The sequence below is a fragment of the Burkholderia paludis genome (assembly GCF_000732615.1).
GTDB lineage: Bacteria > Pseudomonadota > Gammaproteobacteria > Burkholderiales > Burkholderiaceae > Burkholderia > Burkholderia paludis.
In genome coordinates this window covers 44540-59614 of the sequence record NZ_JPGL01000035.1, presented here as the reverse complement: position 1 = coordinate 59614, position 15075 = coordinate 44540, and the positions used below count along the sequence as shown (strand labels likewise).

The 15075-nt window shown below is 63.7% G+C and carries 11 protein-coding genes, 1 pseudogene and 1 riboswitch; of the genes and pseudogenes, 6 read left to right on the top strand and 6 right to left on the bottom strand.

The window, feature by feature from the left end:
- The first annotated feature begins 128 nt into the window (after nucleotides 1-128).
- The 3 genes from GQ56_RS0122145 to GQ56_RS0122135 are packed head-to-tail and all read left to right on the top strand — an operon-like array spanning nucleotide 129 to nucleotide 4178.
- Nucleotides 129-1022 carry an MBL fold metallo-hydrolase gene (locus GQ56_RS0122145; RefSeq protein WP_043301568.1) on the top strand — a complete coding sequence of 298 codons (894 nt, stop codon included), beginning with the start codon at nucleotides 129-131 and terminating at the stop codon, nucleotides 1020-1022.
- Between the two features lie 21 nt (nucleotides 1023-1043).
- On the top strand, nucleotides 1044-2540 hold the full coding sequence (locus GQ56_RS0122140; protein WP_031400713.1) for an aldehyde dehydrogenase family protein: 1497 nt from the start codon (nucleotides 1044-1046) through the stop codon (nucleotides 2538-2540).
- Nucleotides 2541-2543: 3 nt separating this feature from the next.
- Nucleotides 2544-4178, top strand: coding sequence for a GMC family oxidoreductase (locus GQ56_RS0122135; protein ID WP_031400712.1), 1635 nt, complete (start codon nucleotides 2544-2546; stop codon nucleotides 4176-4178).
- Between the two features lie 138 nt (nucleotides 4179-4316).
- Here GQ56_RS0122135 and GQ56_RS0122130 read toward each other — a convergent pair whose 3' ends face one another.
- Complete coding sequence (locus GQ56_RS0122130; protein WP_043301567.1) at nucleotides 4317-5561, bottom strand: aromatic ring-hydroxylating oxygenase subunit alpha; 1245 nt, start codon at nucleotides 5559-5561, stop codon at nucleotides 4317-4319.
- Between the two features lie 55 nt (nucleotides 5562-5616).
- Nucleotides 5617-5979, bottom strand: a complete 363-nt coding sequence (locus GQ56_RS0122125; protein ID WP_031400710.1) for a hypothetical protein — start codon at nucleotides 5977-5979, stop codon at nucleotides 5617-5619.
- 637 nt (nucleotides 5980-6616) lie between these two features.
- Here GQ56_RS0122125 and GQ56_RS0122120 point away from each other — a divergent pair.
- Nucleotides 6617-8011 carry an MFS transporter gene (locus tag GQ56_RS0122120; protein WP_031400709.1) on the top strand — a complete coding sequence of 465 codons (1395 nt, stop codon included), beginning with the start codon at nucleotides 6617-6619 and terminating at the stop codon, nucleotides 8009-8011.
- 164 nt (nucleotides 8012-8175) lie between these two features.
- Here the strand turns inward: GQ56_RS0122120 and GQ56_RS41655 are convergent.
- From GQ56_RS41655 to GQ56_RS40205, 3 genes and pseudogenes are all read right to left on the bottom strand, one after another.
- A pseudogene (locus GQ56_RS41655) lies at nucleotides 8176-8394 on the bottom strand (IS5/IS1182 family transposase); the annotation flags it as partial.
- Nucleotides 8395-8450: 56 nt separating this feature from the next.
- Entirely contained in the window at nucleotides 8451-9662 is a 1212-nt protein-coding gene (locus GQ56_RS0122115) for an MFS transporter (protein ID WP_031400708.1), read from the bottom strand.
- A 4-nt stretch (nucleotides 9663-9666) separates the two neighbouring features.
- The gene (locus GQ56_RS40205; protein ID WP_081894951.1) at nucleotides 9667-10410 is read right to left on the bottom strand and encodes an aminoacyl--tRNA ligase-related protein; all 744 of its coding nucleotides are present in this window, start codon (nucleotides 10408-10410) and stop codon (nucleotides 9667-9669) included.
- Nucleotides 10411-11211: 801 nt separating this feature from the next.
- Here GQ56_RS40205 and GQ56_RS41650 point away from each other — a divergent pair.
- A complete protein-coding gene (locus GQ56_RS41650) occupies nucleotides 11212-11709 on the top strand; it encodes a P-loop NTPase family protein (protein ID WP_075122986.1) in 498 nt (165 codons plus the stop codon).
- A gap of 211 nt (nucleotides 11710-11920) precedes the next feature.
- Here the strand turns inward: GQ56_RS41650 and GQ56_RS0122100 are convergent, their stop codons facing one another.
- The gene (locus GQ56_RS0122100) at nucleotides 11921-12430 is read right to left on the bottom strand and encodes a 6,7-dimethyl-8-ribityllumazine synthase (RefSeq protein WP_031400706.1); all 510 of its coding nucleotides are present in this window, start codon (nucleotides 12428-12430) and stop codon (nucleotides 11921-11923) included.
- A 66-nt stretch (nucleotides 12431-12496) separates the two neighbouring features.
- Nucleotides 12497-12653: riboswitch (FMN riboswitch) on the bottom strand.
- Between the two features lie 967 nt (nucleotides 12654-13620).
- Between GQ56_RS0122100 and GQ56_RS0122090 the strand changes: the two genes are divergently transcribed.
- Nucleotides 13621-15063 carry a sensor histidine kinase gene (locus GQ56_RS0122090; protein ID WP_031400705.1) on the top strand — a complete coding sequence of 481 codons (1443 nt, stop codon included), beginning with the start codon at nucleotides 13621-13623 and terminating at the stop codon, nucleotides 15061-15063.
- Nucleotides 15064-15075 lie beyond the last annotated feature (12 nt).

The window sequence follows — 15075 nt, the reverse complement described above, 5'->3', positions numbered from 1 at the left end:
CACGCCGTGGTTGAATCCATCCGCCATGTACGGGCCCTCGCCAGGTATTTCTCGACGATGCCTGCCGGCTGCTCCCCCCGAGCGCCCGCGGTCAAGCGCCCCGCGCCCCCTCTCCAAGGAAGAACGCCATGCCGTTGCTGCACACCATTCGTTCCCGGATCGGTCGCGCGGAAATCGTGCAGATCGTCGAGATGGACATCGGTGGCATCCTGGGCACGCTGTTGCCGGAAGCCACACCCGACGTGATGAAGTCCATTCCGTGGATGAAGCCGCCCTACGTGGATGACGCACATCGCATGCGTGCCGTCAGCCAGTGCTTCGTCGTTGCGACCGGCAAGCGCGTGCTGGTGATCGACACCTGTGTCGGCAACGACAAGCAGCTCGCGGGCTTCGACGCGTTCGCCGAGCTGCGGCTCGACTTCCTGGCCACGCTGGAGCAGGCCGGAATCGACCGCCACGCGGTCACCGACGTGCTGTGTACGCACCTGCATTTCGATCACGTCGGCTGGAACACCTACAAGCAGGACGGCCGCTGGCTGCCCACCTTTCCGAACGCGAAATACCACTTCGGCAAGACGGAATACGCATACGCGCAACAGGGCGACCCGAACGACGCGATGTACGACGCGCAGGACATTTCGTTCCGGGAATCCGTCCAGCCCGTCGTCGACGCGGGGCTCGCGAACTTCATCGATCGCGACACCGACCTGGGCGACGGCATCTCGGTGTTCTCCGCGCCGGGACACTCGATCGGCCACATCGCGGTCGAGGTCGACGCGGGCACGGAGACATTCATCATCGGCGGCGACGCGATGCACCATCCGGTGCAGGTCGCCAGGCCGGACATGGCGCTGGTGCTGGACTACGACAACGCGCAGTCGGCCGCCACGCGGCACGCGCTCCTGTCGCGCCTCGACGGGAGCGCCACGCTGTTTGCCTGCACGCATTTCTGTTCGCCGTCGTTCGGGCTGGTCAGCAAGGACCCGCACGGCGGCTACGTCTTCACCGGGGTGCCGAAGTAAGCCCCTTACCTTTCCGAATCCATGCTCAGTCTCGTTTCCCGGCTCGATGCGCTGAATGTCAGCCCCGGCCGCCTTTTCATCGGCGGCCGGTGGCTCGACTGGCCCGATGCACATTTCGACCAGATCAATCCCTGCACGAACGAAGTCATGACCCGTTTCGCCGAGGCCGGCACGCGCGGCGTCGCGCTCGCGGTGGCCGCGGCGCGCAAGGCGTTCGACGAGGGTCCGTGGCCGCGCATGCGCGCGCAGGACCGCAAGCGCCTGCTGCAGCCCGTCGTCGAGCGGCTGTATGCGGCCGAGGACGAAATCGCCCGATTGCAGACGCTCGACAACGGCATTCCGTACACGTTCAGCCGCAACTCGCGCGTATCGGCCAAAGCCGCCGCCGACATCTTCGACCATTTCCTCGGCTGGATCGACAAGATCAACGGCGACACGCTGCCGATCTTCTCCGGCGCGTCGAACATGCAGTACATGACCTTCCGCGACCCGGTGGGCGTCGTCGCGGCGATCCTGCCGTACAACGGCCCGGTGATGACGTTCGCGATGAAGGTCGCGCCGGCGCTGGCCTGCGGCTGCACGGTGATCGTCAAGCCGTCGGAGCTCACCAACCTCGCCGTGAGCCGGCTCGCGCAGATCCTGGCCGACAGCGATTTGCCGCCCGGGGTCTTCAATCTCGTGACCGGTGCGACCGAAACGGGTACGGCGCTCACGTCGCACCCGGGCGTCGACAAGGTGACCTTCACCGGCAGCCCGCTCGTCGGCGAACGCATCACGGTGGCCAGCGCGCCGACCATGAAGCGCCTGTCGCTGGAACTGGGCGGCAAGAGCGCGGCGCTGGTCTTTCCCGACACGCGCAGCGTGCCGGCTACCGCGCAGGCGCTCATGGGGCTGTGCTCCACTTTTCTGTCGGGGCAGGTCTGCACCACGCCGTCGCGCGCGATCGTGCATCGCTCGATCATGGACGAGTTCCTGCATCACGCGCAGGCGCAACTCGCGAAGGTACGGTTCGGCGATCCGTTCGACGCCACCACCACGTCCGCGCCGATGATTTCCAGGCGCCACCAGGCGCGCGTGCTCGACTACGTCGAAAGCGGCCGGCAACAAGGTGCGACGCTGCTGGCTGGCGGCGGTGTTCCGGGCGCGGGATTCGGCATCGGCAACTGGGTCGAGCCGGCGCTGTTCGCGAACGTGCGCAACGACATGCGGATAGCGCAGGAGGAAATCTTTGGCCCCGTGCTGTCGGTGATTCCGTTCGATACGGAGGAGGAAGCCGTACGCATCGCCAACGACAGCGAATACGGTCTCGCCGGCTGCGTATACACCACGGACGTCAGCCGCGCGTTTCGCGTCGCGCGCGCGGTGAAGAGCGGCTCGATCGGCGTCAACGGCTTCGCCAGCATTCCGAACGCGCCGTTCGGCGGCATCAAGCGCTCGGGCGTGGGTCGCGAAGGCGGCTGGTCGACGATCGAGGCGTTCACCGAGCTGAAGACCGTCAATTTCAATCTGGATGCGTGAACCATGACCGACACATTCGACTATGTGGTCGTCGGCGCGGGCAGCGGCGGCAGCGTGGTGGCCGCGCGGCTGGCCGAAGCCGGCCATACCGTATGCGTCCTGGAAGCCGGTCCGCCCGATATCAACCCGTTCATCCACATTCCGGCGGGCTACATCAAGAACCTGTTCAACGACCGGCTGGTGTGGCGCTTTCGCAGCGGGCCGATCGCCGGCACCGACGGGCGCACCATCGAGCTGACCCAGGGCAAGGTCGTGGGCGGCTCGGGTTCGATCAACGGCATGGTCTACAACCGCGGTCAACAGGCCGATTTCGACGGCTGGGCCGCACTCGGCAACCCGGGCTGGCGCTACGACGACGTGCTGCCGTTCTTCAGGAAGGCCGAGACGCGCATCGGTCCCGGCGACGATCGCTATCGCGGCCGCAACGGCCCGTTGATCGTAACCGACCCGATCATGCCCGCGCCACTGTGCGACCTGTTCGTCGAAGCGGTCGAGAGCCTCGGTTATCCGTATGTGGCCGACGCCAATGCCGACGCGCAGGACGGCGTCGGCCCATGGCATTTCATGATCGACACGCGCGGCCGCCTGGCGCGGCGCTGGAGCGCCGCGAGAGCCTACCTGCATCCGGCCGTCAGGAAGGGACGCGTGACGCTGCGCACCTGCAGCCCCGCGACGCGCGTGCTGCTGGACGGCCGCCGCGCGATCGGCGTGCGGTATCGGACCGGCGGCGCCGGCGCACCCGAGCGCGAGGTGCGCGCCAATCGCGAGGTGATCGTTGCGGCGGGTGCGTTGAACACGCCGCGCCTGCTGCAGATCTCCGGCATCGGCGACAGCACGCATCTGCGCGCCATCGGCGTGCAACCGCGGGTCGACCTCCCCGGCGTGGGCGCCAACCTCGTCGATCACTTCAACCTGCGCGTGGCCGTCAAGGTGAAGGACGTCGCCACCCTCAACGAACGCGGGCGCGGCCTGCCGCTTGCCCGGGAGATCGCCCGGTATTTCCTCGGGCGGCCGAGCATCCTGAGCATGGGCCCGGTCCCGATGCGCTTCTTCTTCCGCTCCGAGCCGTCGCTGCCGCGCCCCGACCTGCAGGTTTCCTTTACGCCCGGCAGCTATCAGGAAGGATTGCCCGGCCTGCTCGATCACTATCCGGGCATGACGCTGGGCGGCCACAAGCAGCGCCCCGACAGTCGCGGCTGGGTGCGGGCGCGTTCCACGAACATCGATGAACTGCCCGAGGTCCAACCCAACTACCTGACCGACGAATCGGACCAGCGCGCGATGGTGAGCGTGGTCAAAATGGCGCGGGCCGTACTGCAGGCGCGGCCGTTCGCGCCATACTACGTCGACGAGATGTTTCCCGGCAGCGACATACGCAGCGACGACGAGATTCTCGCGTTCGCGCGCCAACGCGGCGGCACCGTCTATCATCACAACGGCACCGCACGCATGGGGCCCGGCAGCGACCCGATGGCGGTGGTCGACGCGCGACTGCGCGTGCGCGGTGTGCAGGGCCTGCGCGTCGCCGATGCGTCCGTGATGCCGCTGCCGATTTCGGGTGCGACCAATGCCGCCACCATCATGATCGGCGAGAAAGCCGCCGACATGCTGCTACAGGATGCGAAAACGGCGCCCTGAGCACGCGTTCGAACCTCGCGTCGCGCCGGGCGGCCGCAGGCAGGCCCGGGCCGTTGCGCATCGCGGGTTTCGCGCCTCGATGAAAGCAGGCGGGCCGGTGCGTCGGCGACCGGCAGCGGCCGATCGCCGACACCGGCGCTACGCGATCGCGTCCTTCACGGTCGACGCCGACGACCATCGGACAACCTGCTCGAGCCCGTGCCGGCACAGGATCTCGCTCTCGTTGAAATGGACGAACGGTTTCGCGCCCGTCTCCATGCCGGCCTGCATCGATTCAATGTTGCCGAGATCCTCGAGCATGCCGTCGGAGATGTGCGACGTGAAATGCTCGAGTTGCAGACGCTCCCGCACGCTCTTCGGTTTCTTGTTGTAGAAGCGCGCTTCCCAGACCGTCGTGTTCGCCGACGTCGGCCAGAACTCGTGCGTCCAGAACTGGTTCGCCGAGATCTGCAGATGCCAGTTCGGGAAGAACCAGTTCACGTCCTGCGACCAGTCCGGATGCCGCTCGGGATTCACGCCGCGGTGCTCGGTGAGCGGATTGGCCTGCGCGATATTGCGCGTGCCGGTCACCGTCTCGCCGGCCGAGAACAGCCAGCGCATCACCTTCGCGTGCGCCGGCACCTGGACGCTCTGGTTCAGCCACAGCGAGAACGAGCGATGCGCCCCGCGCAGGGTCGCACCCAGCGGCCGCCCGAACGGGTTTTCCCTGCCCGTGTAGATCGGCCCGAACGTTTTCGGGTGGATCGACGCGATGTGATACACCTCGCTGAAGTTTTCGGCCACCGCCTTCCAGTTCGCCTTGAACTCGCCGCGCAGCACGATCGCGTTGTCGGCGTCCGGATAGTCGATGCCGGACAGTGCATCGGCCATCGGCCCGAGGAATTCCGCGAGACCGACCTCCGGCGCCGGCGCCAGGTTGATGAAGATCCAGCCGTCCCACACGTCGAGCGCGACGGGCGTCAGCCCGCATTTCTTCCGGTCGAGACGGAAGAAGCCCGCTTCATCGGGCACGTTCGCCAGTTCGCCCGCGTTGTTGTAACCCCAGCTGTGGTAACGACAGACGAAGCGCTTCGCGTTGCCGGCCGGACGGTGCTCGACGATATTCGCGCGATGCGCGCAGACGTTGTGAAACGCGCGGATCTTGCCGTCTTCCGAACGCGCGACGATCACGGACGCCTTGGCAACCGCCAGATCCTTGACGAAGAAATCGCCCGGCTTCGGGATCCGCTCGACGCGGCCCACCATCAGCCATGCGCGACGGAAGATTCGCTCGCGTTCGGTTTCGTATTGCTCCGGATCCGTGTACAGCGTGGTCGGCATCGGCCTCGTCGACAGGCCGACGGATTCGGTCAGGCTCGGTTTGAGTTCACCAGGGTGGTTCATGCCAGCTCCTGAAAGGGATGGGGGCGACGGGTTCTGATCGCCCGAGGACGCGCGCTCAGCCGTGCGGCTGAAAGCCGGCCGCGATCGTCAATGCGTGAACGGGTGGCGCATGCCGGATGCCCGACGCCTTGTGCATTTCGACGGCGATCGCGGCATGGCACATCGCCAGCAGCAGGCGAAACAGGTTCCGCGCGGGCGCTGGCATGTCGTCGAGCGGAAATTGCTCGAGATAGACCGTCGCCTCCTCCGCCCGCTCGGACATCGCTTCGTAGAACGTCACGATCTCTGCGTACGGCGTAGCCGCGCGATGGATCCAGCGCGCGTGCGACGTCGGCGCATGCCATCGGTCGAGAAACGGTTCGAGCGCCTCGAAGCCTTCCGGCAAGCGCTGCGAATCGCGTGATACATCGTCAGTCATCGTGCTCCTCCAGTTCCGGAACGCTACGCCTGCGCCCGGGATGGGCGCAGCGCATTGCGTCGTGTCACAGCGTGATACGCGACCTCACGGCATCGACGCCGGGCCGTTCGTGCGGCCTCTTTTCCCCTGTCGATCGGCAACGCCGACGTATGCGCGTTCCATCGGCCAAGCGTCGCATTCCGTGCTTCGGAATGCGGAGCGGGCTGCCGGCGGGCACGCCATCTTCGGCATCCTCCGTTTACCTAACGAACGATAGATTGATTCGACGCAGGCGATCGCTCCATCCGGTCAAACCCGAACGCGGATGCCGATTCCGGCGGGACCGGGCGCGCTGACGTATCGACAACGCGCGCGCCGGACGCCGCGTACGCCACATCGGGTCGCACCGCGTGAAAGTCGCCGCTTGATTCATGGCCCGCGGCAGCGATGCTTAATGGATAACACGCATGGCACATCGCTTGGCGTCACGCCAAACTACCTAACGATAGTTTGGTAATCGAGCACGTGTGAGCGGCATCCCCCATGCGTCGAACGACCACCCAGGCTGACCAGATGCCCATGACCGGCCCGACGCGCAAGCGGCATGCCGTCCCGACATCCCCTTTCACATGCATCAGACGATCGTATCGGAGACAAGATGAGGAATGCCATGAATGAAGTGCCGCCTGTCGGCGGCCTGGACGATGCGCTATCGGGACGAACCTCGTCGAGGGTCGTCCATGACAGCCTCCGGTCGTGGTACATCCTGGCCATCATCACGCTCGCGTATTCCCTCGCGTACATCGACCGCCAGCTTCTCAACCTGCTCGTCGACCCGATCCGTCACTCGCTCGCCATTTCCGACACGCAGCTCAGCCTCGTTCAGGGCATCGCGTTCATTTCCGCCTACCTGATCGCGTCACCGCTCTTCGGCCGGCTCGTCGACATCGCCAACCGGCGCAACATCCTGCTGGTCGGCATTTGCCTGTGGTGCATCTTCACGGCCCTGTGCGGCAAGGCCACGACATTCCAGGGGCTGTTCCTCGCACGCTTCGGCGTCGGGGCCAGCGAAGCCTGCGTGTTTCCGATCGCGCTGTCGATGATTGCCGACTGCTTTTCGGCAAGGCAGATGCCGCGCGCGATGAGCGTGTTCATTCTCGGCCCGATGCTCGGCGGCGGGCTTTCGCTCGTCGCCGGCGGCCTCGTCATCTCGTTCGCCCGCGACGTTCATCGACAGTTCCCGGTACTCGCCGGGTTCGAGACATGGCAACTGGCATTCGTGCTGATCGGGCTGCCGGGCGTGCTGTTCGCGTTGCTGGTGTGGCTGACGGTGCGCGAGCCCATGCGCAGCAAGGTCGTCAGCGGCAGTGCGGACGACCGCCAGTTCTCGACCCGTGAATCCGCTGCATTTCTGTGGGCGCGGCGCGGGTTCTACGCGCGCATTTTGCTCGGCGTCGGCATGCTCGCCATTGTCGTGCTGGGCATGCCCGCGTGGATGCCGACTTACCTGATCCGTTCGCACGGCATGCCCGCTGCGCTCGTCGGGTTTCGTTTCGGCGCGCTGGTGGTCTGCTGCGCGATGGCGGGCGCACTGGCGGGCCCGTGGGTCGTACGCCGCTTCGAACGGCGCGGGTACGAGGACGCACCGTTGCGCACGGCCGCGTTTGCAATGATCCCGATGCTGCTGTGCTGCGCGAGCATCCCGTTTGCGCCCGGTGCGACAGGTACGCTGGTCGCAGCCGGCGGCACAGTGTTCTTCTTCACGTTGCCGACCGGGTGCATGGCGGCGGCGCTGCAACTCGTCGCGCCCAGCCGCATGCGCGGCACCGTCGGTGCGCTCTACTCGTTTTTCGCGCAACTGATCGGGTTCGGGCTCGGGCCGACGCTGATCGCGCTCTTCAGCGATCGCGTGTTCGGCAATCCGAAGATGGTCGGCGATTCGATCGGGATCGTTTGCACGATCGCGGCCGCGCTCGCGGTGTGGTTGCTGTTTGGGGCGCTGCCTCACTATCGCCGGTTGCTTGCGGAGGAGCGTGGCGCGCAGGTGGGGTGACATCGGGCGATGCGGCCAGACTCCGTACCGTTGCGGCGAAAGTCACGCGAAGCGGGTACGGGGCTCGATACGGACGGGCGTCACGTTCGCCCGTCCGATTTCAAACCAAAGGATTCCGATACGAGGTTGAAACGACAGGATCCCAATATCTTTATGAGGCGGTTTCACGAAGGTTGACGAGTCCGCTGCAAAGTATTCCAGGCGATCGAGCGGCAGCCGAGTTTGAGGAGTGCGCGGCGAATGTAAGCACGGCGCTCGAAACGCATACGAAGACGACCGAAGTGATGCAGCCTGGCATGCGTGCGCTCGGCGACCCACCGATATTTGCCGAGGCCGCTGCCATGGATGGCACGGCGCTCGGCGCGCAACGGCTCGATACCGCGCTTGCTCGACGTCAGAGCAGTACCCGTCGCACCGCTCGCCACGGCGGGTTCACGATTCACTCATGCCCTCTCCAGAATGCCAGCAGACCAATCAGGGAGATCCCCGTGAACGTGGCCCATCCCGGCGTAAGCACGGTCCAGCCGGCGGCAACGCTGCCAATGAAGTTGCCGAGCATCCCGCCGATCGCCCAGGAGATCGCCGATGCGCCAAAATAGCTGCCGGCGTTACCCTCGGTCGTCAGATCGGCAAGCGCGATATTCGATGCCGGAAGGATCAGGCTTTCGCCAAACGTGAAGACGATCGCGACGACAATCAGAATGACCAGCGACGCGCCGGCACCATCGATGCGACCGAACAGCAATGCAGCAATCGCAAAGCAGCAACACATTGCCGCGTGCCCAATGGTCATCAGGGATCGCCAGGCCGTCCTCTGAAACCAGTTCATGCCAAGCGAAGCAGTGGCGATTCCGATCAGCGCGTTCGCGATGTAGAACGGCCGAACGCCGTTGTAGCCGTTTGCGCCATGCGAAAACGTCAGCGGGATGAAGACATAGATCTGCGTGTACACCGTCCAGAATGGAACGAGCGCCCAGCATAGCCGGCGGAACCGCCTGTCTCCGAACACGATCAGCAAGCCGCGCAGCGGATGTACCGCGGCAGCTTTGCGTGCGCTCCGCCCCGAGATCCAGGGCGCCACGAATGCGAGCGCGGTGAAAATCACGCCGCTTGCCAGAAACGGCATCGAACGATCGTTGTTCGGCACGGCAATCAGCAGCGCCGGACCGATCAGCGCCCCTAGGTTGAGCGCCAGATTATTCAGTGCAAACACCTTTGGACGCACGGCAGAATCGAGCGACCCGAAGATCGAATACGCGGTTGTTTCATAAAGAGCAGCACCGAGCCCGGACAAGCATGCCCACATCAGCAGCCCCGGAAACGACGACGTAAACGCGAATCCGAAAAATCCTGCGGCACGGCAGATCAGACCGAGCGTGGCCAGCACGCGGCTGCTGAAACGATCCGTCGACGCACCCAGCACCAGCGGCATCAACCGGCTCGCCAGCAAGTTCACTGTCAGTACGCTGGCAACGCGGCCGGCGTCCAGATGACGCTCAAGGTCAAGAAACGCAGCGAGCAACGGCAGCGACCCGAACACGGACAGATTCACAAGGAACTGGAAGATCAGCAGGATTCGCGTTGAAATCGGCACGTCCTCGGCTATTCCGGCAAGCCATACCGACGCGCGCGTGAACTTGATTGCATCCATCGTCTCACCCCGGTAGTGCGATCGACTCGCGAGCCGTCTCCAGCCCGCGCTGGAACGTACGCTCGAGCGCAAGCGCGTCGGACCGCTCCCCCGCAGACACCATCCCCTCGATCGCGCCGCCGCCAGCCGTGCCTTCCGTGAGCACGACGGCTGCGCGGTCCCGCACCCCATCGTCGCCGGCACGGACCGCTGGCTTCGTCGACAAAGTCACATCGAATTCTCCAAACCCTGAATCTGCATGGATCGTCCGTGGCAACACACCGAATCGTGCGACTTTGGCCTCGATCCGATCAGGCGTACGGAGAACCTGGGCATCGTCCTGAGTGAACGCGCGGGCGCGCATGGGGCCGTGGCGCACCCCGGACGGTTCGGCTCGATGGACTGCCCCGAATTCGGAGTATCGAATCGGGAGATCCGGGTGCGATCGGGCGCCTTTCTTGAAGATCTGCACGCGACACGGGCAACTCATCGGCTTGAGACCGTGCGGGTTGCTATCGTCTTCAATGGGAAACATAGGTATCCATAGCGTCTCAAACCGACCGCTCCGTTTCCGAAGACTGCACGAGATAATCCGAGGAGGCCACGCGCCGGAGAAGCCGACCTGGCGCATGCGGACGTGGATATATCCCCCCACGATCCGATAAGGAATCATTCCGCGCCGGCACCCCAAAATGGCGACTGGACTTTCATCTTGCCGGTAAAACAGATCCAGTTTTTTACCAGGCACTCGGTGGTCGACTTCGCCCATTATGTTCTCCGTTGACATGGGTACCAGTCGAACGGAGCATTAAAAAAGCCCCGTCCGTTTCCGGCGGGGCTTGGGGATCGCTTGAGGCGCCAGCCTACGACGTACAACCTCTCCCCGGCCCGCCATTGGCGGTCGTGGTAGTAGTCGTGGTAGTCGTGACGAAAAGTGCGCTCATGTGGTCAATCTAACCAGTCGGCCCACGCCTGTCAATAAGACATTCGAGTCTGGATTTACTTTATACATCTCATGATTCTTAAAAATCGCCAAATTGCATCGACAACGAAAGAATATGAAAGCAACAAGAAATGACGTAGTAGAAAGTGCACGGCGTCTTTATTCGCGAATCAGAGATCGTCCGGCCACGGTATGCACATACTCGCCGCCAGCAGTCCCTCCCAACGCCTGGCTTGAATCGCACCTCGTCTGGTTCAGAGTCGCGGCACCGCAGGTTCGACACTGTAGAACGTCACGTTGCGCAACCAATTCCGCCTTTACTTGAAAAAGGGAATCCGATCTGCTTCCGGCTCCCCGCCCCGCCAATCGCCACGTCAACCTGTTCGCGAAATCACGCGTCCTGGTCATCGTTTACGACAGACCGCGGTATTCCGTGCGGTCATCAGGAACGATCGTCCTCTGAATAGAGTAAGCGCTCGACATAACCCGACAACGTTGCGGCCTTCGACCGCACGCTTCGAACCGATTCGATAGCGTTCCACCGCCCGCGCGAGTAAGCTGCGCATCGATGCCGGCCCCGGGCATACCCCGGGAGCAACCACTGCGCAACACGAGATAGGTCTCCGCATGAATTTGCTTAGAACACTGATAGTGGGAAATTCCGGTTCGGGAAAGAGCTGGCTTGCCGAACGCATTGCAAATCGCATGGGGTCGCCCTGTATCGATCTGGATTCGATTCATTGGCTTCCAGGCGGGTACAACGTTGCTCGCGAGCGCAACGAGGCCTTACGGTTGCTGCGAGACGCCGCGAGAACCGACCGCTGGGTGATAGAAGGAATTTACGGCTCGCTCGTCAACGAGATCCGTAGCGACTCCACGGCACTCATCTGGCTGTGTCCCGATGAAACGGAATGCGTCGAGAACATTCGCCAACGGGGCGTGCGTCGTGGAGGAGACGCGGCGTCATTCGACGCATTGCTGGATTGGACTTCGACGTATCGAAGCCGTCAAGGGCCAAGTTCATACATTGGCCACCAGCGACTGTTTGGCGACTACGGGGCAGACAAGAAAATTCTTGGATCACGCGACGCGATAATGGCGTTCCTGGATCGCCTGGAAACGTAGCCTGCCCTCGTGTTTGCGAATTTCGGCGCAATGAATCGCGTCCATACGGTCGCGACGTACCGCAGGCCCGCTCGAGAATACGTCGAACGACTGCAGAAGCGCGGCATCGACGTCAGCTTCGCGGACGCGCCAGCAAAGCCACCATGCGTGCCACGGGGCAAACCACCCCGCGGCACGCGCCCTGCCGTTCGGCAAGGACGCAGCGCAAGCGTCAGGCGGCCTGCTTCATCGCAGTGGCCGCGGATTCCGCCTTGAGCGCGGCAACCGCGCCGATCGTATCGACGCATGCACGCGCGAGCTCCGCGCCTTTCACGAGGAAGTGTTCGTGGAAGAAACCGACATGCTCGGCCGATCCATGGAAATGATGCGGCGTCAACACAGCCGACAGCACCACCACCTCGGTATCGAGCTGCACCTGCATGAGACCCGAAATCACTGCTTGCGCGACGAAGTCATGGCGGTAGATGCCGCCATCGACAACCAGCCCGGCGCAGGCGATGGCCGCGTATTTGCCGGTTTTCGCGAGTAATTTGGCATGCAGCGGAATCTCGAACGCGCCGGCCACTTCGAAGAAATCGCAATCCGCTTCGCTCATGTTCGCGTGGCCCAGTGCATCGACAAACGCGATTCGGCACTGGTCGACGATCTCCTTGTGCCAGCACGACTGGACAAAAGCGATACGGGGAGCGGCAGTTGGGGAAACGTGGGAAATCTGTGTCATCGGCTGATCCTGTGTGAGTTGAATGGGCGCACAGGGACAAGCCGCGTACCTTGCGTACGCAACGAACCCCGCTCTCTCTCATCCGGACTTTAACCGTCGGCCCCGGAATCACACCGGGTCTGCTGACCTTGCCGTGACAACCATCCCCGGCAAGCGCTCGCGGGCTACGCGCAATCGCGCGATTACCGCCGGTGGGGAATTTCACCCCGCCCTGAGAACGTTCGCAGCACTTGGCTGCAGACGGAATCTACCACAGTCCTGCCGCGATTGTTTCTGGCTTCGATCGTCCTGTACGATCGCGCACGCGAACCCGGATTTTGCAGGCTGGCGGCTTACACGCTCCATGCCTCACCAGTTGCATCCGCCCATCAACGGGGCCCTTCGGCAGATTCAGACGGCCCCAAAGCGTGATCGGCTTGACGCAAGCGCAACCGGTTCATGGCAAGCCGCTGCCAGGTTCCGGCCACGTGTTCCGCAAGACTCGCGCCCGGATCGCTCCAGGTTTCCTTGGCGCGATTCCGTAGCACAAGAGCATCGCCGCATCGCCCGAAGATGCCTCCCGTCAGACCATCGCGCCCCGGCGGCCGGGCCGGAACCCATGCATCCTGGCCGACTGCGCCACGGCCGGCGCGAGCAACGCCAACGCCACCATCGCCCACGGCAACGAGGCGGCCCCTTCGCGCCCCAGCAATAATGACAGGGACGCGAATTCACGGATAGGTGTATAGAGTCAACCGATTATTCGATATTTCATGTTCCATCAATACAATTGATTCGAAAATACATTTGCAAATCGATATCGACTTACCTTCTCGCCAGGCAGTTTTACCGAACGAAATTGACGTCTCGATAGCGTTCCCGCTTCACACGATCGACCGCGGCTTGCGTTACATCAAGGCGCTCGACATTCGCCACTGCGACAGCTCGCCCAATCGCAATGGCGAATGCAAACACGGGGAAACCGCCTGTAGCGGCCAGGATGTAAATCGGCGACCATTTCACGATCGCTATGGCGTTCGATTATCCTATCCGGCATCGTCACGCGCGCGACCAGCCATTGTGATGCGCGGAGGCCCCGTGGACCAACCCGCCGCGCTCGCTCGCCTACGGCTGCGTGCTACTCTCGTTAAAGGCACCGGCCGAGACAGTTCAGTGGTGCGCGACCAGTGAACATCGTGGATTTACGCATCATGTACTCGATCTTTCCCGCGTTCATATCTGCCCTGTTCCTCGGGTTCGGCCTCTACGTGCTGGCCACCAAGGGGCTCACGCGCGTGTCCGTCCCGTTCGCGTTGATGTGTGCGTCGACCTTCGTCTGGCAGGGAACATGGGCGTTCCTGTTCCAGACGACCGATGCGAACGTCGCCAACCTGCTGGTCAAGGCAGGCTATCTGTTCATCCTGTTCCTGCCGACGACCTTCTATCATTTCGTCACGGAGATCGTGTCGCGCCGGAGCGAGCGGCCGATCATGTTCGCATCCTACGGGCTCTGCGTCCTGATGGCCGGGCTGCTGGTCACGAGCAATGATGTCGTCGATGGATTCCGCCTGCATTTCTTTGGCCCGTATCCGAAGGCGGGATTCCTGCATCCGTTGCACGTCGTGCAGACGGCTTTCCTGGCCGGCCGCAGCGCCTGGCTCCTGATCGAGGCAAGGCGGCGGGAGAAGGCGCGAGACGTCCGTAAACTGCTTGCGCAATGCCTCGTCAGCCTGGCCCTCTACTCGCTCGCGGCCACCGACTATGCCGTGAACTACGGAGCCGAGTTCTATCCGGTGGGGGTGCTGTTCATTGCGCTCAGTCTCGGGATTCTCGCGGCGTCGATCGTCCGCTATGGCCTGATGGGCCCCTATCTGCTGGCCGCGACGGTCGCACACGAGGTAGCCACGCCGCTGGCGGCGATCGGCCTGCACGCGGACGAGTTGCGGAACGTCCTGCCGGTGCTGCTGCGCGGGTATCGGTTGGCGGTGGAGCACCGGCTGTGCGCCGACGGCTTGTATCCTGGACAACTGGAGCGGCTGCCGACGCTCGCATCGTCGATCCGGCGCCAGGTCGACACCACGAGTACCGTGGTCGAAATGTCCCTGGCGTCGTTTACGCTGGACCGGCTGGATCGCCACGGCTTCGCCGCCTGTCCGATACGGGCCTGTGTCGACGCCGCGCTGGATCGCTTTCCCTTCCGGCCCGGCGAGCGGGACCGCGTGTCGGCCGACGCGATCGATCCGGGCCTTCAGTTTTCCGGATCCGACTCGCTCGTGACCTTCGTCATCTTCAATCTGTTGAAAAACGCCCTGTACGCGATCCACGCAAGCGGCCACGGGCTGATCGAGATCGGGGCCGATCGCAGCGACGGTTACTGCGTGGTGCGTTTCAGCGATACGGGACCGGGCATCGCCCCCGATGTGCTCCCTCGAATCTTCGACGATTTCTTCTCCACCAAATCGCACGGCCAAGGCGCCGGCATAGGCTTGAGCTTCTGCCGCCGCGTATGCGAAGCGTTCGGCGGCACCATCGCGTGTGAATCCGTCCCAGGCGTCCGGACCACGTTCACGATCCGGCTGCCGGAACCCGGTTCGCCGGCGGACCAGGCATTGCGCGATCCGCCGGCGCCCACCCGGCGCTATCGCATCGGGTAAGGCAGTCTCACC

Excerpts from the sequence above, each read along its gene's own strand:
- GQ56_RS0122145 (WP_043301568.1), top strand. The coding sequence starts at position 129 with ATGCCGTTGCTGCACACCATTCGTTCCCGGATCGGTCGCGCGGAAATC.
- GQ56_RS0122120 (WP_031400709.1), top strand. The coding sequence starts at position 6,617 with ATGAGGAATGCCATGAATGAAGTGCCGCCTGTCGGCGGCCTGGACGAT.
- GQ56_RS0122130 (WP_043301567.1), bottom strand. The coding sequence starts at position 5,561 with ATGAACCACCCTGGTGAACTCAAACCGAGCCTGACCGAATCCGTCGGC.
- GQ56_RS41650 (WP_075122986.1), top strand. The coding sequence starts at position 11,212 with ATGAATTTGCTTAGAACACTGATAGTGGGAAATTCCGGTTCGGGAAAG.
- GQ56_RS0122125 (WP_031400710.1), bottom strand. The coding sequence starts at position 5,979 with ATGACTGACGATGTATCACGCGATTCGCAGCGCTTGCCGGAAGGCTTC.
- GQ56_RS0122115 (WP_031400708.1), bottom strand. The coding sequence starts at position 9,662 with ATGGATGCAATCAAGTTCACGCGCGCGTCGGTATGGCTTGCCGGAATA.
- GQ56_RS0122135 (WP_031400712.1), top strand. The coding sequence starts at position 2,544 with ATGACCGACACATTCGACTATGTGGTCGTCGGCGCGGGCAGCGGCGGC.
- GQ56_RS40205 (WP_081894951.1), bottom strand. The coding sequence starts at position 10,410 with ATGGGCGAAGTCGACCACCGAGTGCCTGGTAAAAAACTGGATCTGTTT.
- GQ56_RS0122100 (WP_031400706.1), bottom strand. The coding sequence starts at position 12,430 with ATGACACAGATTTCCCACGTTTCCCCAACTGCCGCTCCCCGTATCGCT.
- GQ56_RS0122140 (WP_031400713.1), top strand. The coding sequence starts at position 1,044 with ATGCTCAGTCTCGTTTCCCGGCTCGATGCGCTGAATGTCAGCCCCGGC.
- GQ56_RS0122090 (WP_031400705.1), top strand. The coding sequence starts at position 13,621 with ATGTACTCGATCTTTCCCGCGTTCATATCTGCCCTGTTCCTCGGGTTC.